Here is a 21819-nt window from a genome sequence, read left to right as displayed (position 1 = left end):
TTTTTTCTCTTAGGTCCAACCCAGACGTTAATTCCCAAAACCCACAACGTCATCCATAACCCTAGAGCCGTCATTGCCTGCCTGCGGTAGGCGGGTGAAGGAAACGCCTTCCGCTGACTGCGACAATCTTCTCGTTAACGCAAATAATCCCATCAACCAATCCCGCCATCCTCAGCTTTGACTGGGGATCTTAAAGCACGTACAGATTAATTATCTTTAAAAAAAATTGCCATAAAAACAGGGCCTACCTCATCAACATCAAACTACCAGAAATACTTTTACAGTTTGTCGCCAGATGAATAGTATAGTAATATACCCCCACAGGAAGGATTTTCCCATTACTTTGCCCGTCAAATGCGATTCCGTAACCCCTGCTATTAAATACCACATTGCCTAAACGGTTAAAAACCTTTATGATGGCTTGAGGATACTGTTCAATATTCTTAATTATCCAGGTATCATTCGCCCCATCACCATTTGGTGAAAATGATGAAGAAACATCTACCGCTTTCTCGGCAAAAGTAACCGGCACTTCAGTACGTTTGCTTTCACAATTTCCATTAGCCAAACTCATGAAATACGATTTAGATTTTACCATTTCCAATGTAAATAAACCCATATTGTTTTCCATCAATGCCTGGCCGCCAGTTTCAAATTGATAAAGTTTATAGTTGCCTACAACGGGGTTTAACACCCTTATAGTTCCCTCACCTTCGCTACACAGCTTAACATCAGCTACTGCTGGCGCTTCAATCTCCTCTCCAATGTTGTCTATTACAAATTCTTTTTCTACAAAATTACAGCTGCTACCGCTGTTATCAGTTACCTTGAGTTTATAAAATCCGTATGGTACATTTACTAATATCGGCTGCCTACCCACAACCTCTTCCTGGTTGTTCAACCACTCGTACTGATAAGGCGCAACCCCACCCTTAATCATCACATTACTAATTGCTCCAAGGCCCATTGCACAATGATCAGCTTGATTATTTACCTGGGCAAAATCCAACATCAAGGGCTCAATACGCGAAACCGTATAGTCTTTATAATGTTGTTCACATTCTTTTTCATCCGTTAAAAACAAACTGTATTTACCGGTTTTCAATCCAGTTATCGTATTCGTATGGCCAATAGTAGCACCTGTTGCATCCGTCCAACGCAGTTTTGTTCCTGCATCAATACCCGAAGTTTGAACCGTGATCATACCCGAATCTTCACCACATGCGGCATCGGTAATCTTGTAAGTCAGTTCTGGAAAAACCTTTGCACTTTGCCTGATGATGTTGTACTCCAGCGTTTTGATACAGTAAGTATTAGCAATGGTTAATGTATACTTACCTGGCGCAAGGTTTACAACATCTATTTGATGGCCAATATCCAATCCAGCGTCATTTGTCCACTTGTAGGTTAACCGTTCAGAAGAACTAATCTTCAGGTTTTTTATCCAGCCATCATTGGTTGTACATCCTGCATTCCTTAAATCGTATGCGGAATCATCAACTGTTATTCCATTTTTTTCCTCAATGATGAAGGGATAAAAAAGTGATCCGCAAGTACCCTGGTCTTTAACTTCGACGGTATATTTACCAGCAGGTACTCCGCGTAAATTTGCTTCGGTACCCAAAATATCCTGCCTTTCATTTCGCCATATAAAAGTTATGGCTCCTTTTCCCGAAGCAATTAACCCCGTTATGTTGCCATTTTTGCGATCACAATCCGCATGTTCAGTCAGCATTTTTGTAAGATCTGCAACCGGAGCGCCTTCCGCAGGGATATTAAAGGGGCCAAAAACAACTGTACAGTTGTCGGTGGTAACCACTTTCAGTCTGTAATTACCCCCTTTAACATTTTGTAAAGTAAGCGCAGTTCCCTTAACCTCATCCGCATCATTTAACCAACTAACAGACTTCGTTTTTGCGGCTTCCAAATTTGATAAAAATACATTGCTAATTCCACCATTCTCCATGCTGCAGGTAGCAGGCTGTGTTTTCATCAAAGCGGTATACAACTGTGGCGTAACATCTTTTAGCTCCCAGGTAAAAGTTTGTGTTTTACAGGCCGTACCCAAAAATGCAGTAAAAGAATAAGTTCCAGGTGGCAGGTCTTTTAAATCGGCATTGGTGCCGATTAATTTTTTTTCTGCGTTTCGCCATTCAATGGCTGTAGCACCCTGCACCACAATTCCGGTAATTGAACCATTTGCCTGCTTGCAAGTAGGCTGTTTAATAATGTAATTACCCATTTGTAAACCCATCCCTAAAAACTCCGAGGTACGATTATTTAAAGTAGCCGATGCCGTAAAGCCGACATTTGCAGGAATGGTAATCTTCCAGTTTCCTTGCCCATCAGCAAAAGTACTTCCTAAATATTTCTTTGCATCACACTGGTAACATTCTCCATCCGAAAACACTTCAATTTCTGCATTAGGCGTAGCGGTTCCCTTTAAAGAACCATTATCGTATTCATCAATTTTAATAACCGGGATTTCTACTTTTGATTTTTCTGATTTATAGGTAATGGGCATGGATGAAATACAATAAATCGAATTTCTTTGCAATAAAATGTCGCCACAGTTATTTGCACTTACACCTGGTGTTCCCGGCCCAAAGCTTACCCGGTTGGCCATTACATTTTCTTCTCCAGGATTTTTCCCGCCAATGATCATATTGGAGCAGTTTTCCAAGCCTATAGTACTGTAAGCATATGATTTGCTTCCATCACTTCGTATCCCCATCCTGTTTCCCTGTATCTTTCCAGAATTGTGAATATTTTTGAAATCGAAACCACCACTCCCCAAAAAGGTATTATTGATGAGTTCTACATTCCTAAAATCCTGAATATACCCGCGGGCGCCAATACCTACACCTACGCTCTCCACCCCAAAACTGTTGTTTTTAACAATACACTTCTCACCGGTAGCCTCAACAGCTTGTGTAGTGGGGTTAATCCCTGATATCATTACCCCATAATCACGAAAACCCCAGAGGTTTCCTTCCTCCTTGGTGTCGCCTCCAACCATTACATCATCACATAACCTAAAATTGAGCGTACCGCCAAAGGCAGGGCCAACCGCTGTTCTCTTATCGGCTGCAATGCCAAACCAATTTGCCGAAACTTTAATGGTTTTACATTTAAACAGGTAAACATCGTAATCGCAGGTTAAGAAAATATTACCCTTTCCAACAGCTCCAATGGTAATATTGGTGCTTTGTGCAATATAAATCGGGCTAGCCCCCGGCCTCCAGCCGCAAAATTCGAAAAACTTAAACCATAAATTTCAAGATGGTTAACAGCAGTCCCTTTCAGTGCCGTTCTTTCGGTATAATCGGTATAAGGAATCACGGTTTCGATCGTTACTTTGGCATCAGATAAACCAAGCACCGCACCCGGTAGGGTAGTCCCGTCAATAACAAGATGAGAAGAAAGTATTAGTGGCGATTTCAAGCTAATGAGCCTGGCTGTAGCCGCAAAATGTATATAGTCAGTTTCAGCACTTCCATTGGCCCCCGCTTTTTCTAAAGCTTCTCTCAACGTGCCCGGCCCGCTGTCGAGTTGACTGCTCACTATAAATATCTCCGCATGGACCACACCAAAGGTGGATAAGAATAGCAACAAAAACAGTAATCGAAACATGGAGAGGGCGCAGTTTGTTAACAAAGCAAATGTAATAGAATTTAACCTTTTTTTATTAGCAGAAGAAAGGTGTTTAAAGAGCCTTTGAAGCTTAATTCTTTGCAAGATCTCTTCCTTGTAGGGAAACCGCTATAGCTAGCCAGCTCTCAACAAATCCGTCATCCTCAGCTTGACTGGGGATCTTAAAGCACGAGGACAACTTAAATTTCAATTAACCATATAAGGCATATAGAACATATAAGTTTTTCTTTCTCAAATTCCAATCCAGTTTATAATCTAAAAACCCAAAATGTCAGCCTTTAATCCTAAGGACGTCATTGCCTGCCTGCGGTAGGCGGGTGAAGGAAGTGCCTTTCGCTGACTGCGACAATCTCCTCTTTTACGTCGCATTTCCATTCAGCAAATCTTTCCAATCAACCCCATCCAACAAATCCGTCATCTCGACCGTAGCGGAGAGATCTTTAATCCAATTTTAGCCTCCTCGCTTGTCATCCTGAGCGTAGTCGAAGGATCATTTCAATCATTCCTTTCGCCTCATCGGCAGCAGCCTTCTTCTTTGTTCTTGATAACAAATAACCAAAACAGAGCCCTCAGCGAGCTCATGAATACCTTTAAAAAAACAATAACAAATTATTAATACCTCAAGGCTTGAATCTTAACACTTCATACCAGAAAGTTTTTTCCGCACAATATGGTAACTTCACAACATGAAAATAATCTTTTTAGCGCTCGCATTGCTCTTTTGTAGTCATGCGGGTTTTTCTCAGGAAAGCATCTGGACGAAACAACGCAAGATTTCCGAGGTGATCGATTTTGAAAAGAAACTTGATCCAGATGCAAAGTTTCTTTCAAAGAATGTAGGGCTTTACAAGGAATACTATCCCCTTGCAGATCATTACAAGACTGTAAATCCCGTTATTGTACAGCGTAAGCCGCTTGGTGTGCTCCCGGTTTATGCAGAATATTTTTATACGCGAAATGATTCGCTATTGCGCCTGGTTTCATACGACTGGGAAAAAGGGCGGTACGCCGACCTAAAAGATATGCTGGAGAGCCGCAAAGAACAGGCGGGAAAATCGGAAATCTATTTCAAAGAATATGAACAGATCAGACAGCAGCTCATTAAATCATTTGGCAAACCTGATCAGGCTGATGAACAGCCAAAAACAGTGAATGATGAAGGACAAAAATATCTTAACCAGAATACGCTTTGGGAGACTGATGACTATCATGCTGATCTAAACCTGATTTTTTCTGCCGGAACGCAGCGAATCAGGCTCACCCTTTATTGGAAAAAGTAGCTAATAAAAATTCATATTCAATTATGATTCTGCTTGGTTGCCATTATACTTGCCGTTCGATTTTAATTCGTTTGATCAAATCAGACAATAGCGGAAGGTATTAAACCGCAAAGCCCGGTACATATCTTGATGGATCGGGCTTCGAAACTCCGCACTCCGAAACTGGCAGTGTAAGGAGCACAAATATACCTTTTTTGATTAGCTTTGGAAACATTTTAACCCTCTTGAACACATCCCTCCAAAAATACCTTAAAGCCTTTAGCCACCTTAAACAAGGGCAAAAAATCTGATACAACCAAAAAACTTTCACTATTATGAATAGATTAATATTAGTTGGCAACGGTTTCGATTTGGCTCATGGCTTGAAAACGAGCTATAAAGATTTTATAATCTGGTACCTGACAAAATCTCTTGGCTGCGTAGGATATTCCCCAAAAATTCATGAAGACAGATTGTTAAAAATCACCTTTAAAGATTTAAATTCTTTTAATGATTTCTTTTCTGCCATTGGGTCAGGTTCATTTGTGTATAAGGTAACGAAACAAGATGTTAAGGATTTTATAGCTAATCATTTTGAAGAACAAACTATAAAAGCACTTTTGAATATTGATGAAGATAGTGTACCCGAACCCATAAGGGTGAGTGACAACGGTTTTCCTCCGAAGATTAATTACCATGGTTACCCTTTCCATATTCATATTATATCTGATTTTTTAAAAAGCTTAATAATTAATTGCCAAGATTGCAATTGGGTGGATATTGAAAATGAATATTTCGACCAGCTCAAGCTTTGTAGGTATAAGGGTGAGTTCGATATGAAAAAGGTAAGGCAATTAAATAGCGACTTCGCTTACATAAAGAATGAATTAGAGGAATACTTAGCCTTGCAGCAAGAAAAAGTAAATATCATACCAAAACTTTTAACTGCGATGGGCAGTAAATTCGATATTGGGGATTTTGAACCAGTAATGGGCTATGAAGACGCAAGGTTGGAATTGGGATATGATAAAACCGTAAAACCAGAAATAGCTCATAAATTGTATTTCCTTAATTTCAATTATACTGATAGCGTAGAGCCGTATCTTAATGCTTTAAACTCAATAAGGACAGATTTTTCGAATATGGAGATAAACTATATCCATGGGCAGTTGAACAAAACGGATAACCCAATAATTTTTGGTTTCGGCGATGAACATGATAAGCAGTATCTGGAATTTGAAGAGAATCGAAATAATGAACTTTTTGAGCATATCAAATCTTATCAATATCTACATACGCCCAATTACCGTAATTTATTAAAGTTTTTAAATAGTGGCCGTTATCAGGTATTTGTGATGGGCCACTCTTGTGGATTGTCAGACCGTACCATGTTTAAAGAAATTTTTGAACACGAAAATTGCAAAGCTATCAGGTTATTTCATTACAATGGCGATTTTCATGATAAGGTTATCAATGTAAGTAAGCATTTTAGTAACAAAGGCCACATGCGTAAACTCATAGTTGACTATAAAGTTGCCGATGCTTTTCCACAAATTAAAGACTAATCATTACCGCATATACTCAAAACCGTTATTCCCGGCAATGGTAATCAAAGGCTCAATAGTGCTTTTAAATTTCAGCTTATAGGCCTCCGGTAATTGCTGCACCCCACTTAAATCGGGGAAAATGCTTAAATAATCCTCCAGGTGCTTATCTTTCGGCAGCTTATATTTAATAATTTCGATAGCACTTTTTTGTAACCCATAAAATGCATCAAAGTATTTTTCCAGCCGCGGCAACTTATCGGATTTAACACTGTTGAAAGAAGGACAGGCCGGGATCAGGTTCCAGAACAAATCATGCGATACAAAGGCATAAGGAATAAAATGTTCTACAGCAAAGCTATCTTTTTGTAGCCTGGTATTGGTGTAAATGCAATCTACCCCACCTAACTCCGCTATCACCACATCCCATACTTTTCGTTGCTTAGCCAGGCCACTTCTTTTTGCCGGTTTAACCAACTTGTTTGGGATATCCGGAACATTAGGGTTGTGTTTTTGCAAATAAAGGCTCAGGTGCCAATAACAAAAGCTCTTTAAAATACCTGCATTTGCCTTAAGGTATTCTATCCAAACCGGGTTAATGGTAATATGGGTTTGATCAAGGGCGTAAAGGCAACCATTCTCAAAATTTTGCGATGCCTGATAGACTGCATTTTTTTTATCCGCTACAGAGGGTAACCACGGACTTAGAAAACGATGCGGCACCTGCTTATCAAAATGCCATAACAACCGCTGTGTTGCCGATATATTGGTATCGTTCAAACGTTGCTTGATCTTATTTCGATCTTCATCAATGCCGATCCCTTCAACACCTGCAATTTCCATTACCTTTTCGTGTAATTGATCCTGTTTACCAAAGCTTATCTTAAAATAGTTGATGGTATACCAACTCGCAGCCATCATGCCCGAAAATAATTTTTGCTTCGGAATAGCGTAATGTCCTTTTTCTACCTCATCTAAAATAGCCAGAAACCAATAGAATTTATAGGCTGCAGCAGTATTGTTAAAACTGGCAGCTAAAAGGTTTACCGGCAAGCGTTCGTGATAAGGTATCATAAGGGTGCAAGATATCGATTCTTATCAATCTCAAACTAAGTTTATACTAATTGATTGTTCTATGAACATGGCCGATGTACACAGCAAGGAAACCTGCTCCTACAAAATGCGCTGATTAAGGGTAAAATACAAACCCCTAAAAAAGAAGCTTTTTTATTTGAAAAAGATTTGCACCACAGCTGCAACTTGGATATGGAATTAGAAAAACCCAGGTTATAACTTTAGGGTAAAAATACAGTTATAAATGGAGACAGAGTTAAATTTCGCAGGGCTAATACCGATTACAAATTAACTGATAATCTAGCTCACTTTTTAGATTAGAACTATATATTACATAGAGATCATAAAAATCTTAATTTATTAAATCGGTGTTAAATTTTGTAGGTTTGTAATTTTGTTATAAATTGAACAATCTAAAACTCATGACCTCATCACTAACAGCGATTATCACGCCATTATCCGCACCTCAAAAGAAAATCAGAGCCGTTGATTTTTTCTGCTCTGGCGGCGGCATGAGCTACGGTATGCAGCAAGCAGGAATAGAAATTTTAGCAGGAATAGATTTTGATCAAAATTGCGAGGCAACTTATAAAGCAAATATCAAAGGTGCTGAGTTTATTCACGCTGATGTTTTTGATTTAAAGGCGAAAGTCTTACAAGAAAAACTTTCGTTAAAAAAAGGGGATGATAATCTTCTTCTAATTGGCTGCAGTCCGTGCCAATTTTGGAGTATTATAAATACGTCTAAAGAGAAGTCTACTCAGTCAAAAAACCTATTGAAAGAATTTCATCGCTTTGTTAAATATTTTAATCCAGGGTATGTTGTAGTGGAAAATGTCCCTGGCGTACTTAGGAGAAAAAAAGAAAGTGGCTTAGATGAGTTTATCAGCTGGCTAGAGAAAAAAAAATATAAGGTTCATTTTAAAGTTCATGAAGTCAGTAATTATGGTGTGCCTCAACATCGTAAAAGATTTACACTTATAGCAAATCGAGTTACTAAAGATGAACTTGCTCCAGTGGCAAATTCTGGAAGAAAATTAACCGTTAGGGATGTTTTAGGTGAGGAAAATGGTTTTCCTAGAATAACCCAAGGCCATATCGACAAATCAAAGTTCATGCATGCCGTAGCAGGGTTGAATGCACTTAACTTAGAGAGGTTGTCATTAACTCCACGCGACGGAGGCACAAGACTTGCTTATGTGTATGATAAAAGATTAGCAGCTCCTTGCCATTTTGGCAAAACAGACGGTTTTAAGGATATTTATGGCCGAATGTGGTGGGACAAGCCTGCTCCAACTATTACTACTAAATTTTTCAGCATCTCCAATGGAAGATTTGTTCATCCCGAAGAAGACAGAGCAATTTCACTAAGAGAAGGTGCAGTTTTGCAGTCCTTCCCTAAAGATTACATATTTATAACCAATAGTATAGCAAATACCGCTAGGATGATTGGAAATGCAGTACCTCCTAAATATGCTGAAGCAGTAGGTAGAGCAATTATACAAAACCATTTGAATGCAATTTAGAACTAAAGCTAGAGCAGTTGATTTATTAGGCAAAGGCCAAATTGCAGATTTGCCTACAGCTATAACTGAATTATGGAAAAATGGTTATGATGCATACGCAGATAATTTAAGAGCTGATTTATATAAACAAGGCTATAACGGTTTATCGAAGTCTTATTTTATCCTTTCTGATGATGGCAAAGGGATGTCAAGTACAGATATTCTTGATAAATGGTTAGTTTTAGGAACTGATTCCAAATCGCGTGCAGAATTAGATATAGAATCAGAAGATACTCTTTGGAAACGCCCTAGGATTAAGGCTGGTGAAAAGGGTATTGGCAGACTTTCTGTAGCTTATCTCGGAAATCCAATGTTGATGCTCACTAAAAAAACGGGTTATCCTTTACAAGCCGTATATTTTGACTGGCGATTATTGGAGAACTATAATCTATTTTTAGATGATATAGCAATCCCAATAGTAACTATTGATAACCTAGGTGAAATTGAAGATCATTTTAAAAAAATAAAATGTGAATTCTTAATTAATTTCAAAGGAGAGTCGTATCAAGAGAAATATGCAGTTAACAACTGGGGGATTATAGTGGATGATTTATCTGAAATTAAAGAATTAAGTGACTGGCAGGGTAAACAAAACGAAATAAAAGAAACTATCATTGATGAAACGGAAAGTGCCATTCTGGAACTGCCTATTTTGGATAAAATTCAGGAATTTTTCGGTAAGGAAGACGGTAATGGAACAATGTTCATTACCTTCAATCCCATCAATCAAATTTTGGAACTATCTGAAGGTGATAGCGATGGGTTAGAAGATAGGCAGTTTGTTATTTCTAGCCTAACGGGTTTTACAAACCCATTCAAAGATACCGATATTAGAATTTCCACTGAATTTAATATTTATAGCGAAGCTGAAAGTTATGATTTGTTAAATTCAAGAGGCAATTTTTTTACTAAGTCTGATTTCGATTTAGCTGATGTTTATATTAAAGGTGAGTTTGATGGCAATGGTGTCTTTTCCGGAAAAATTAGAATATATAATGACGTTATTGCTTATTCACATATAAACCCAAGAAAAAAAGACAAGCGATCATTCTATGGGATAATACCAATTGAACTAGGTTATTCGCAAGGGGAAGAAAAATCCACAAGTTTGGAAGAGATTAAATTTGATTATATAAGTGCAAAGGTAAAAGAATATGGTGGGTTATATATATTCAGAGACGATTTTAGAGTTTTACCCTATGGTAGGGAAAATGCAGATTTTTTAAACTTCGAACAAAGAAGATCAAAAAGAGCCGGAACTTATTACTTTTCATACCGTAGAATGTATGGATATTTAGACCTTACTAGAGAAAGGAATGAACATCTTAAAGATAAATCAAGCAGAGAAGGCTTAATTAATAATGCCCAATATCGAGCGTTTACAAGTGATGCAATCAATTTTTTTGTCACCTTAGCACAAGACTATTTTCAAACGAATCCTAAATTTTCATTATTTAGGGATAAACAAAAAGAAATAAATGATCAAAATGAAGCTTTGCAAGCAGATAAGGCTAGAGAGAAAGCCGAAAAAATTGCTTTTACAAAGGCATTAAATGATTATCCAAAAAAATTAGAAGCCCATCAGGCTATATATCAAGAACTACTTACTCAGCTAGATGAAAAATTAAATCAAATTGGCGTAGGATACTCAGAAGTAGAAGGAATATTAGACGAACTTCAAAAGATGGACATGGAATTTAAGTTACTAATTCCGAAAGTACCAAAAAGATACAAACCTACTGAAACTCAAAAAGAACGTTTATTTAAATTTGAAGATAAACTAACTAAATTTATCGAGTTGGTACATCCACAACGGGAAGAGTTAAATCAAAGAGCTCAACAGAAATTAGAAGTAAGGGATTTGAAAATCGATTTTACCAAAAAATATAATGGTTATATCTCTGCATTAGAACAATCAATTAAGCAGTATCAACAACGATTGCACATGAAATCGCAAAGTTTATCTAACGATTACAGCGAAAGGTCGAAAAGATTAGTCAATGCACTTAAAGAAAATAAAGATGGTATAATTGATAGTATAATTTCCAAAGAACAGGTGTTTGCGTTAACCCAGGAAGTTGAAAAAAACTATAATGGTTTGGCTGAGGAATTGGAAAGAACATTATTTCCCCTAGTAGAACATATAAGTAGACTGTCTTTTGATATTGACGAAGAGCAGGTTCAGGGAGCCTATAAAGCTCAATTTGATCAGATGAAGTATCAATGGGAGCAGACTCGTGATACTGCGCAATTAGGAATTGCAGTTGAAATTATTGATCATGAGTTTAATCAACTTTATGCAAAAATTAATAACCAGTTAAATGTTTTAAGTACTAATGCTGATGTTAAAAATATCAAAGAATTTAATTTTTTAGAAAAGAATTTTAAACAGTTAGAGGACAAATATGCATTACTATCTCCTCTATACAGAATATCCGGTGCTCAATTTAAAGAAGTAAGATGCGGAGCTATATTAGATTATCTGCAAGAATTTTTTGAGAACCAAATTAAGGAGTATAACATTTATTTTGATGTTTCTGAAGCTTTCGCTAATCATTATATAAATGTAAAAGAGCCCGTTATTTACACTGTATTTATCAATATAATTAATAATGCTATTTATTGGATGCGGAATAAAGAAGATAGGTGTATTAAGCTCGATTATTTAGGAGAAAATGACGAAATAGTTATCGCTAATTCTGGTGAAAAAATACCCGATTACAGATTAGAAAGAATTTTTGAGCTATTTTATTCACAACGTCCGAGCGGAAGAGGAATTGGATTATATCTATCTAAACAAAGTCTCAATGATGCTGGACTGGAAATATACGCTACCAACGATAAAATTTATAACACTTTAAAAGGTGCATGCTTTGTAATAAATAAATTAACCTCTCAAAATGTATAATCAAAAAGCATTCGATATACTTAATGCATCAATTACATCCGCTGTTTTTATTGATGATAAGGCTCGAGATTTCTTTTCGGATCAGCCCATTAATAATAATATACCTGAAGAAGCATTATCTATTGAACTCTTTAAGACTTTTAAAGATAATGGAAAAAGTTTATCTGTACACCGATTTGAACCTACGAATTTGGACAACGATAAGACATTAGATTATTTATTTAAAGGACGTGATCTCATACTTCTAGATTGGGAATTGGCGGATCTCTCAGGGCAAGAATACTCTTTAAGGCTATTGAACAAAGCTCTCAACACTTCGCATATAAATTTTTGTTGCATCTATTCAAACTCTAACAATTTTACCGAAATCCCACTTTTTCTGGATGGTTATTTCTCTGGCTTGAATAAAGGAGATTTTGAAAATATTAAAGATAGCTATGAATATATTGAAAGAGAAGAAATATTAAAACTTTGGAATAATGAAGACTCTGACGTCAATCGCTTTTTTGAAGAAAATCAGATTGATTTGGAAACATTTCCCGTAGCAAGCATAAAGAATAAACCAGCTGCCCTGTTAATTAAATATATCTATATCTCGTTGTCACTTGATAAGTTTCTGATACCGGAAGTGGCCGTAAATCAACATGAAGTTTTAAATGCTGGTAACGACTCGTTTATTATAAACAATACATTTATCTTGACATTAAAAAAAGATGCAGCTGAAGATTCAGACTATAACAATCTTTTAAAGAGGATATCAGAAATTATTATTAAGAATAAGGGAAGCTTTTTTCAACTATTAGGTTTAGAAATGCAGTCCATATTTAACTCAAACGAACGTTTTATCGATGAGGAAATTTTGAAAAGTTCTACTGAAGCTCTTTTTCGTTTTAGAAATCATTTGAAGAATGATAAGGCATTTGGAACAATTATCAAAAAACTGTTGATGGAACAAGCTACGTTGAAATTGCGGACTGCCAAGCTTGAATTATTGAAGCCTGAATTTCTCGACTTTAAGAGCAATGAGTTGAGGGGTGAGCCCATAGAGAAGGACGATCTTTTTCAATTAAATGTGTTTTACAACTCAGTAAAAGTTAAAAGTCTTAATGTTGATGATATTCCAAATCTGAACTTTGGTGATGTATTCAAGGATAGTAGCCATACTCACTATCTATGTATTACAGCCTTATGTGATTGTTATGAGCCAGGTAAAATTCAATTTAATTTTTATTTTGTTAAAGGCAGCGTATTAAAGGATAGAGATGCGGCACTAAGACTTGGAGACACGGCTTTTGTCAGTTTCCTACCTAATAACACCGCGGTATATTGGGGTGATCTTGAGAGTGCTAAATCGGAAAAGATAGCGCCCAAGAGACAAGAAGAGACGATGGATCAATACCGTCTTAGGAAGCTGGAGAATGAAATTAAAGGGTATAAGAATTTTCTATATAAACCGTTCTACATTAAACCAAAGGTTTTTAATGTGGAGAACAATAAGTTAATAGACAATAAAATCAGAATATGGGATATCACTAATAAAATTTTCGAAGAAGTAATTGATCAAAAATTGAATTATATTGAAGTTGAGTATGTAACTACTCTTAGAACCGACTATGCGCAAAGAATTGCTAATCACGCATTTGGTCATTCTGTAAGAGTTGGGGTTGACTTTGTTAAAATTTAGTCAAGTTGTTGCTAGAAATCACAAAACGAATCATTTTCTCAATATTTTGATTTGCGATTTTCCTAGCTAGCAATAAGCATTCATTCGCACTTCGTGAGGCTTGTTCAGAGTCATTTAGCATAATATAAATTCCACTTAAATTTAAGTAAAGTTTACATAGCTCATTGTTATCGGCTAACATTTTTTTTATTTCTATTGCTGAAAGCATAGTTTTTAATGCTTCTGTAATTTGACCAGTCTTTGTTTGAGTCTGAGCTAGAATACCTAATTGACTACTTTCTGCTTGTTTGTTTCCTATAAGACGAGATATTTCCAGTGCTTTCGAAACATAATATCGAGCACTTAAATATTCATTAAGAGCTATATGACAATTAGTTATATTCCCTAATATATTACTCTCAGTATATCTATTGCCGTTGGCCCGAGATATATCTAAAGCTTGTTTAAAATATTGGATAGCATTTGCGTTCCTGCCGACATGATGTAAAATATTAGCATATGCCTGTAATTGTACAGAAATATTATATTCATATCCAATTGCCTTTGTAACTGGAAGTGCCTTCTCAAAACACTGTAATGCTTCTTCAAAATTACCGAGACGATTATGTGCCATCCCCATGGTTCCAAGTTCACTTGAATATGCTTTGGCGTTATTATCATCAAAAGCAATCTTAATTGCTTTTTCAGCATGCGCAATAGTTTGTTGATTTTCTCCGATAGCATACAATAGCCTAGCAGCTATATGATGTTTAAATCCCTCTCCACTTATTTCGGTATTTATGGAATACCAGGAGTCTATTTTTGACTTCCAATTTGTTTCTAAAATGCATGCTTCAGGTATGAGTTCTAGTTGAAATGCATCAATCAAATTTTTAATAAAGACATCTGTGTTTTGGATTAGCCTTTTACCATTGTAATGCTTGAAAGGATTTTTCTCGATCTTTAATCTAATAGATTCAATTTTAGAATCGCTGGAGTTATGTTCAATATAAAAAATCTGAGAGGATGGATTTTTCAATGATGCTATAATCGGTACAAGATCAAAGTCAGAACAACTGTAACCTAAAACCATTACAGATCTACAGGTAGTCGAAGAAAAGATATGTCTTAAAAGATTTGTTCTTAAATCAAGATATCTATTAGACGCTAATTGTGATAAAGTAATAGCCATCTCTTCTTGAGCAGATGCACATCCATGAATCTTTACGATTTTTACTGACGCTTCATCCCAGTTTATGTTACAGAATTCTTTCTCTGTCTTATAAACTTTAAAATCCTTATCAAATTCTAATCCTTCTGAAACAAGCGCCGTTTCAATTAATAAGTCAAAATTTGTTGTATAGACGATCTTAACAAAACCACTCTTTATTAATTTTGCAATAAATAAGTGATTTGTATTTGGTGAACCTTCAGCGAATATATTTTGGAATTCCGTTATTTCTGATTCACTCAAAAGCTTTTCCATTATGTTTTCAAATGGGGTGTCACTATGCCAAAGGGCATTACACTCGATATCAGATAAGTCTATTTTTTTAAATAAAAAATCAAGCAATTGATTTACAACAGGTAATCCAGAATTTAAAGATATTCCTGCGCCACAAAAAATTGATAATTTACCTTCTTTTATTTCAGTAACAATTTCAGCTATCGTAGAAAAATTATCCATGGAACTTATCAAGTATTTCGACAATAGCATTATAGTGCGTGTCTTTCTTTGAAATAAACTTTTTAATAAAAATTTTTTGAGCGTCCTCAATTGTTTTACCATCTGTATTTCCAAAAAATAGGGCAGAAAATTCTACAAATTTTTCTTTAAAATCATCTGAATATACGACTGCATCTTTTCCAACGACTCTGAGTAGACTATTCGCTGTGTCGTCATCCCAAATAAACTCTTCTGGAATATTTAATGGGAGGTAATCCATATTGGTAGTTTGATAAAGCAAAAAATCTATTATGCTCTGTTTCTTTTGTGTTTGATTTCCTCCAGTTGCGTTTCCATCTACTCGAAATCCTAAAGATTTAAAATCAGAACCGGTGCTGTCAAACAATCTGCTATCTAGGAAAGTAAGGTCATCACTCTCTTTGAGAGTAAAGTTTGATGGATCAAAATGTGGTTTTGTTTTATCCCCATCCAGCAGAAGATATTTATTTAGTTCACCCTCCTGGCTATAAAGAACAGCGGATTTTTTAGCATGATCGGCTCCTCCTGGAAAAAATAATATATTGAATAATAAAGGATAATCCCCGCCTATTTCCTCTAAAACGGCTTCAATAAGCGTTTTTGCTGTTTTGTCTTCGACAACAATATTTTTCTGATGTTCTAAACTTATGCGCTCTCCTATATTGTCAAATACCTCTAAATGACTTGCGCTATTCATGATATTAAACTTGTCATTTTCAGTATAGAATAATTTAATTGCATTTTTAGGTAAAAACTCCACCAACTTTGGTGCATGTGTAGATATCACAATCTGTAGCTTCTTAGCCAAACATTGTTCTAACAGGAAGTATTTAAGGTTCCCTTGTGCCGCTGGATGTAATGACACTTCGGGTTCATCTAATATTACTAGGGAATGATTTTGAGCCTCTAAAATCGCATGTACAAGCTTTACAACAGCATACTCCCCTCTGCCAGCGAATGCTTCAGAATAATTCAGGTGATTCGTCGTGAAATATACCGTCGAACCTTTCCCGTCGTAAAAATCATGATTTACAATTTTACACTCGTTGTATGGCTTTCCTAAGATTTCAGCTATTGCTCTGACAGCGGTAGGAGAGAGGATTATAGGAATGCTGCTTTTTCTTTTTCTCGAAGTTATTTGCTTATTTTCTTTAATTGTTCGTTCAATATGTTTAGAGTATTTCCTTAGAACATCTTGTTTGGACTTCAATGTAATGCTTGAATTAAAATTCCCGAAATAGAAATATTTGTCAAACGCACTAAGTTCAGAACGAAAATCTAAGTAAATTACATCTTTTTCTAATGCAGCATTTCTTGCTCCATCAGGTAAAAGATCCATACCATATTTTTTGATTGGTCTAGATGGTTCCCAGTAATCAGCCCCCTTAGATTTACCAACCCTAGTTTTTATTACTTCTAATATATTATCACCTTTATCTTTATATCCATATATGAATGCGGGTTTCCGTCCTGCAGCGTTTATTATAGGGTCTAGGGAAGTAGAGAACCAGAAGCTACTTGTACTTTTACCTTGTGGGGCTCCAAAAAGTGCATGTAAAGCCGAACTTTTACCAGATCCATTTATTCCAGTTAAAACCGTGAAAGGGAAATTAAAATCAATACGACTGTCTATTTTCAAATTTTTGAAAATAGGAAATCTTATATATTCTATATAATTTTTAAAAGCTCCAGAACTGAATGCCTGATCTATTCTCTTGATTATTTTTTCTGTTTTCTCTTTGTTCATCATTTTAAAATGATTTGTTACTCCATCTCCATATTAAGGATGTTAAACTTAAAGTTTTCTCATTCACCAAAATTTTTCGCAAATGGTATTTTGAATATTCACTGGCTACTTTTGTGTGGAAATGGACTAATAGTGTTTCTGGATCAATCCCCATAAGATTTAAATCAAATAAAGTATGTATATCTGCTCGCAATAAAATTCCATTTGAAGGATGGTTATCATTACCCCCTCTATAAGGCTTGATATGTGCGGCTTCAAGGATATCTATAATTTTACAACCAGTAATCACACAAGTATTATTGTAACGGTTTAGTAAGCTTTGTCTAAATCTTTGCTGTCCTCTGCGTATCTTGATTGCTCTGAGTATTTGCTGCCTTTCGTCGAAATCGTTGTCGATATATGGCTCATCATCTATCACATCATAGCTTTCTTGAGGTTGTAGACTAATGTTTAATTCCTTCGTTTTTGTTAATTCTTGGTGAATGTCTTGAAACTGAGAAATTGCATCTATGCTTAGTAGCTGCATTGACATGTTCTGGTTGTAGCCATTTAGGTAAAATGGCTTTAGCAACGATAGCGAATTTTCTTTTGTTGCGGCTTTAAAAAAATCGAATATAGCGTTGTAGTCAACAGTAGATTTTTCTTCCTCTACTGGGTTTTCAAAAGTGTGCCCTTTATTGCATCGATATTTAGGAGAGCTATTCTTCCTTTTATCAATTGTTGTCCCTCCACATGTTGGGCATCTCCTCAAAGTTTTCGTACCTAACGATGTTTTAATTTTTGAGATTTTAGCAAAACCCAAAATTTTGTCTTTGTCTATTAGAATTGCAATATCCCCCGCTGCAATTTGCTTATGATTAGGGACGAAACTGTTATAGTTATAGGCTTTATCCAAAATATCTTTGTAACTATCAATGGTCTGTAGAGCTCTTTTATCTTCTGGAACAGTTTTCAATGCCCATAAGTTTATTGTTTTAGGTTTTACTCTATAAGTATTTGGCGAAGTCTTTTTGTCTATACTGAAAACTGACGGATTTTCTCTTATTCTTTTTCTAATTTGATCGGTGCCTATTTGATTAGCATTCTGTTTGGTTTTGCCAATATTTGTAAGTCTCGTTTGGATGTCATTGGCATTTAGGGGTCCATCCTCATCTTTTAAAACTTTATAAATATTAGAAAGGATAGTTTCTGTCATTCAAGTATTAGTTATTTATAGGATTTAGTAATCTTTTCATAAAATATTTCTTATCACCACAACGTCAACATCCCAACCATCTTAATACAAATAAGGCAACAAGTATTAAAATAGCCCACAAAAGCTTTTTGCTTTTATTCGGTCTAACTTCACCGCAACCCTCACATAGCTCTGGATCGGCTTCTATTTTGAAACCATATTTTTTTGCGCATTTTGAGCAATATTCCGCCATCTTTAGTTTGAAAAAAAACCTATTTCCATAATCTCAATAATTTTTTTTTCTTCGTCGCTTGTTTAGCTACCTAGTTTCTTTTTGTAGTTTTCAGCAAAATCCCGTAATGCTTTTACCATTTCAGGATTATTAACTTCCTTACTAGCTCCATTTTCTTTTACAATCACTTTCTTGGTCAACCCTAGAGCTAACAATCTTTTGTATTCGATCTGTAATGCTGAAGCAAGCCCAGTTTGCTTTCTATCTTGGGAACTAAGCAATTCGCTATTATCGACCTCCAAAACCTCTCCAACTTCATCTAAGCGTTTCAAACTAGGCTGAGCGATATTAGAGTTCCATTTGCTTATTGTTGTATCATCAATATCGAGATATAATGCCAAGGCAGCGACTTGAAGAGGCGAATCCTTGATGGCTTTAGCTATTTTATTTATCTTCTTAGACATTATATCAGAAAAAACTTGCATAATAGTCAAGTAATATTTATATTTGATTAGTTATTAGTTTTTTAGCGACAAATAGAGCGAGGCTTAGATCTGGCTTTAACGATGTCACTCATGGCAGAAACCGTCAAACTTTCCACATGAGATGTTCGTGAGTTCGCCGTGTCTATTGAGTTTTGCTATCTTCGTGATATCTTATTCAATAGGGCGGACTTCATGTTAGTCTTTTGTGGAATTCAGATTCTTCTGAATGGTTCTTGACGGTACCACTGCCAAAAGCAATGAAGTTCGCCCTATTGGTTTCTCACCAATCTGGTTTCCATCTGCTTTATTTGAGTTAGCATCGTTTTACATAAAACAACCGTTTATGAAAACGAAGAAATTAACCGCCATCAAACCCTACTGCTTCTTAACAGAAGTAGCACAAAATCATTCCCTCCAAAATTTGTTAAAGAACGTTATTTGTTCTCCATCCTAATGATTGCCAGAAATTCCAGGTAATAAAAAGCGCCCTAAATAAAAAGGGAGTATGCGGGCGATCGCATACCCGATTTGAGGAGGGGTTAATTTAAACTTGGTACCAGCCCCGTGATGATTAGGCACAGGTGTATTACTAGGTGTTTCGCGATTCCAAGGTAAGCATCTTTTTTCTAATGTCTATTACGGTTTACCGTAAAGTATACATAAATGTATGCTCGGGGCTGATTATTGCTTTGATTTTTATCAACAAACTCAATAATTAACCCGATGTGTAATGAAATCATTTAGCCATTATCCTTTCGACAGGCTCTTTGCTTTGAAGCCAAAAAACCCTGTGTAAAGCATGAACAAGCCCTGCCCGCTCCTTCTTTTTTGTAGAAAATTGGTGATTTAATAATGGTTTAAGGAACGGGTGGGGTTTGTCTTTCACTTCCTATTCAATGTGTAGCGCTTTAAGATCCCCGCCTACGCGAGGATGACGGATTGGTTGGAGGGGATTTGTTGAAGGGAAGCATCGCGTAAAAGAGAAGATTGCCGCAGTCGTGAAATACTCCTTCGCCCGCCTACCGCAGGCAGGCAATGACGTAAGGTGGTGTGGGATTGGGTTTGGAGTGGGTTTCTGCTCCTTGCTATCCGGCATAGGAAACGATGGAAGGAGAAAACGTTAAAGCTTTTTACAATAACGTTCAAATAACCACAGCCCAAGGCATCGCGTTCTTCCCGACCTTTCGTCGGGACTTGTGATGCCGACGTTTAAGCTTTGACGAATTTATCCGACATTGGATCCAAGCCTTGATTTTTGGTTACCTTTTTATCAAGAAACCTGCGAAGCAAGCTTGAGGACCAAAGCCAAAATAAAAACTACTGAAAAAAGGTAAAAGGCTGCCGCCGATGAGGCGAAAAAGATCCTTCGACAAGCTCAGGATGACAACTGGTGAGATTAATACCTGCTTTAAAAGATCTCTCCGCTACGGTCGAGATGACGGATGGTTAGTGCGGATGACGGATTGGCTGGACGGGATTTGTTGGATTGGGTTTGGGAGGTTTGATGCGGCCTAGCAAATGACGGATGTATAGCCCGTTGAAACCTTTGCACTAACGTTGAATTACCAGGAACAAGGCAACGCGTTCTGTTCCGACCCCTTCGTCGGAATACTTGCGTTGCCGCAATGGAAGTTTCGACGAGGATAGCCGACATCAGATGCACGTGTCCCGATTCATCGGGAAGCCTTGAGGTATTAATACTTTGTTATTGTTTTTTACAAGGTATTAATGAGCTCGCTGAAGGGCTCGGTTTTGCTACTTTTCTGTCAAGAGAAAAGTAGGAGGCCGCCGCCGATGAGGCGAAAGAGATCCTTCGACAAGCTCAGGATGACAACTGGCGAGATTAATACCTGCTTTAAAAGATCTCTCCGCTACGGTCGAGATGACGGATTTTCGGGAGGGATTTGTTGGACGGAATTTGTCTAAGGGAAGCATCGCGTAGACGAGGAGATTGCTTCGGCTCGCTCTTGTCCGGCCTCGCCCGCCTACCGCAGGCAGGCAATGAAGATGATTTGAGGGGATTTATTTTAAGGATTTATGAAAACATGCTATAGCCGTCCTGCGTTCCCTCCCTTCTGGGGAGGGTTAGGGTGGGGCTTTTACGACACAATGCTATAGCCGCCCAGAGCTCCCTCTCTTAAAGGAAAGGATAACGGATTTGTTGGAAGGGATTTATTGAAGTATTTATGACACAATGCTATAGCCGCCCAGAGCTCCCTCTCTTAAAGGAGAGGGCGGGGGGTGAGGTCTAAACAAACTAAACATGAAAAAAATAATACTTTTTACTGTAATGGCATTGCTATTCCTGAATTTTTGGGCAGGCGCACAGGCCCAGGAACGCCTAATCGTTGGCGATAAAGTGCCCAATGTAGTATTCTCAACGGTACTCAATTATAAAGACAGCACCATTCAGCTCTCACAATTCAGGGGGAAAGCGGTGATTCTTGATTTTTGGGCAACCTATTGTACAGCCTGTTTAAAGGAGTTTCCAAAAATGGACTCCCTGCAACGCCAGTACGCTAAAAACCTGCAAATCATTTTAATGGATGCCTATACCAAAGACACGAAAGCTGTATTACAGGCATTTTTAGAAGAGAGGCTGCATGCCGACAGGGGCTTTTCGATGCCACTGGTGCAATATAGTGAAGCCATAAAAAGGGTTTTCCCTATCAAAAGTATGCCGCACTACATCTGGATTGGAGCAGATGGACGCATTAAAGCCATTACGCGGGCAGATCAGGTTAAGCCTGCAAACATCGAACGGTTGATTGCAGGCTTAACGCTTAACCTCAAACTTAAAAAAGACTAG

At 36.9% G+C, this 21819-nt stretch carries 13 protein-coding genes; 6 read left to right on the top strand and 7 right to left on the bottom strand.

Features of this window, described 5'->3' with window-relative positions; translation table 11 throughout:
* Positions 1-244: 244 nt before the first annotated feature.
* Both ACZZZC_RS02550 and ACZZZC_RS02545 read right to left on the bottom strand, forming a co-directional pair.
* A complete protein-coding gene (locus tag ACZZZC_RS02550) occupies positions 245-3019 on the bottom strand; it encodes a gliding motility-associated C-terminal domain-containing protein (protein ID WP_463486525.1) in 2775 nt (924 codons plus the stop codon).
* A gap of 140 nt (positions 3020-3159) precedes the next feature.
* A complete protein-coding gene (locus tag ACZZZC_RS02545) occupies positions 3160-3633 on the bottom strand; it encodes a hypothetical protein (RefSeq protein WP_463486524.1) in 474 nt (157 codons plus the stop codon).
* Positions 3634-4340: 707 nt separating this feature from the next.
* Between ACZZZC_RS02545 and ACZZZC_RS02540 the strand changes: the two genes are divergently transcribed.
* Entirely contained in the window at positions 4341-4934 is a 594-nt protein-coding gene (locus tag ACZZZC_RS02540; RefSeq protein ID WP_463486523.1) for a hypothetical protein, read from the top strand.
* A gap of 314 nt (positions 4935-5248) precedes the next feature.
* Complete coding sequence (locus tag ACZZZC_RS02535; protein WP_463486522.1) at positions 5249-6478, top strand: AbiH family protein; 1230 nt, start codon at positions 5249-5251, stop codon at positions 6476-6478.
* A gap of 3 nt (positions 6479-6481) precedes the next feature.
* On the opposite strand, the gene ACZZZC_RS02530 is transcribed toward ACZZZC_RS02535, so the two are convergent.
* On the bottom strand, positions 6482-7531 hold the full coding sequence (locus tag ACZZZC_RS02530) for an HNH endonuclease domain-containing protein (protein ID WP_463486521.1): 1050 nt from the start codon (positions 7529-7531) through the stop codon (positions 6482-6484).
* 422 nt (positions 7532-7953) lie between these two features.
* Here ACZZZC_RS02530 and ACZZZC_RS02525 point away from each other — a divergent pair, with 422 nt between their 5' ends.
* The 3 genes from ACZZZC_RS02525 to ACZZZC_RS02515 are packed head-to-tail and all read left to right on the top strand — an operon-like array spanning position 7954 to position 13688.
* Positions 7954-9057: a DNA cytosine methyltransferase gene (locus ACZZZC_RS02525; protein ID WP_463486520.1), complete on the top strand. Its 1104-nt coding sequence runs from the start codon at positions 7954-7956 to the stop codon at positions 9055-9057.
* Positions 9047-12004 (top strand): ATP-binding protein, encoded by a 2958-nt coding sequence (locus ACZZZC_RS02520; protein ID WP_463486519.1) that lies wholly within the window; start codon positions 9047-9049, stop codon positions 12002-12004. The genes ACZZZC_RS02525 and ACZZZC_RS02520 overlap by 11 nt, the downstream gene beginning before the upstream one ends.
* A complete protein-coding gene (locus tag ACZZZC_RS02515) occupies positions 11997-13688 on the top strand; it encodes a response regulator receiver domain (protein ID WP_463486518.1) in 1692 nt (563 codons plus the stop codon). Before ACZZZC_RS02520 ends, ACZZZC_RS02515 begins: the two co-directional genes overlap by 8 nt.
* Here the strand turns inward: ACZZZC_RS02515 and ACZZZC_RS02510 are convergent.
* The 4 genes from ACZZZC_RS02510 to ACZZZC_RS02495 form a co-directional block, all read right to left on the bottom strand.
* A complete protein-coding gene (locus ACZZZC_RS02510) occupies positions 13678-15354 on the bottom strand; it encodes a tetratricopeptide repeat protein (protein WP_463486517.1) in 1677 nt (558 codons plus the stop codon). The genes ACZZZC_RS02515 and ACZZZC_RS02510 overlap by 11 nt on opposite strands.
* Positions 15347-17122, bottom strand: coding sequence for an AAA family ATPase (locus ACZZZC_RS02505; RefSeq protein WP_463486516.1), 1776 nt, complete (start codon positions 17120-17122; stop codon positions 15347-15349). The genes ACZZZC_RS02510 and ACZZZC_RS02505 overlap by 8 nt, the downstream gene beginning before the upstream one ends.
* Before the next feature lies 1 nt (position 17123).
* The gene (locus ACZZZC_RS02500; protein ID WP_463486515.1) at positions 17124-18314 is read right to left on the bottom strand and encodes an HNH endonuclease; all 1191 of its coding nucleotides are present in this window, start codon (positions 18312-18314) and stop codon (positions 17124-17126) included.
* A gap of 294 nt (positions 18315-18608) precedes the next feature.
* Entirely contained in the window at positions 18609-19010 is a 402-nt protein-coding gene (locus ACZZZC_RS02495; RefSeq protein WP_463486514.1) for a helix-turn-helix domain-containing protein, read from the bottom strand.
* 2263 nt (positions 19011-21273) lie between these two features.
* On the opposite strand from ACZZZC_RS02495, the gene ACZZZC_RS02490 reads away from it, so the two are divergent.
* The gene (locus ACZZZC_RS02490) at positions 21274-21819 is read left to right on the top strand and encodes a TlpA family protein disulfide reductase (RefSeq protein ID WP_463486513.1); all 546 of its coding nucleotides are present in this window, start codon (positions 21274-21276) and stop codon (positions 21817-21819) included.

Source organism: Pedobacter sp. AC212, assembly GCF_979258625.1.
Note: the sequence above shows the minus strand (reverse complement) of the source record. Positions and strands in the feature narration are given on the sequence as shown.

Coding starts and splice junctions, on each gene's coding strand:
- ACZZZC_RS02550 (WP_463486525.1), bottom strand. CDS start 3,019: ATGGTTGGAGGCGACACCAAGGAGGAAGGAAACCTCTGGGGTTTTCGT.
- ACZZZC_RS02545 (WP_463486524.1), bottom strand. CDS start 3,633: ATGTTTCGATTACTGTTTTTGTTGCTATTCTTATCCACCTTTGGTGTG.
- ACZZZC_RS02540 (WP_463486523.1), top strand. CDS start 4,341: ATGAAAATAATCTTTTTAGCGCTCGCATTGCTCTTTTGTAGTCATGCG.
- ACZZZC_RS02535 (WP_463486522.1), top strand. CDS start 5,249: ATGAATAGATTAATATTAGTTGGCAACGGTTTCGATTTGGCTCATGGC.
- ACZZZC_RS02530 (WP_463486521.1), bottom strand. CDS start 7,531: ATGATACCTTATCACGAACGCTTGCCGGTAAACCTTTTAGCTGCCAGT.
- ACZZZC_RS02525 (WP_463486520.1), top strand. CDS start 7,954: ATGACCTCATCACTAACAGCGATTATCACGCCATTATCCGCACCTCAA.
- ACZZZC_RS02520 (WP_463486519.1), top strand. CDS start 9,047: ATGCAATTTAGAACTAAAGCTAGAGCAGTTGATTTATTAGGCAAAGGC.
- ACZZZC_RS02515 (WP_463486518.1), top strand. CDS start 11,997: ATGTATAATCAAAAAGCATTCGATATACTTAATGCATCAATTACATCC.
- ACZZZC_RS02510 (WP_463486517.1), bottom strand. CDS start 15,354: ATGGATAATTTTTCTACGATAGCTGAAATTGTTACTGAAATAAAAGAA.
- ACZZZC_RS02505 (WP_463486516.1), bottom strand. CDS start 17,122: ATGATGAACAAAGAGAAAACAGAAAAAATAATCAAGAGAATAGATCAG.
- ACZZZC_RS02500 (WP_463486515.1), bottom strand. CDS start 18,314: ATGACAGAAACTATCCTTTCTAATATTTATAAAGTTTTAAAAGATGAG.
- ACZZZC_RS02495 (WP_463486514.1), bottom strand. CDS start 19,010: ATGCAAGTTTTTTCTGATATAATGTCTAAGAAGATAAATAAAATAGCT.
- ACZZZC_RS02490 (WP_463486513.1), top strand. CDS start 21,274: ATGAAAAAAATAATACTTTTTACTGTAATGGCATTGCTATTCCTGAAT.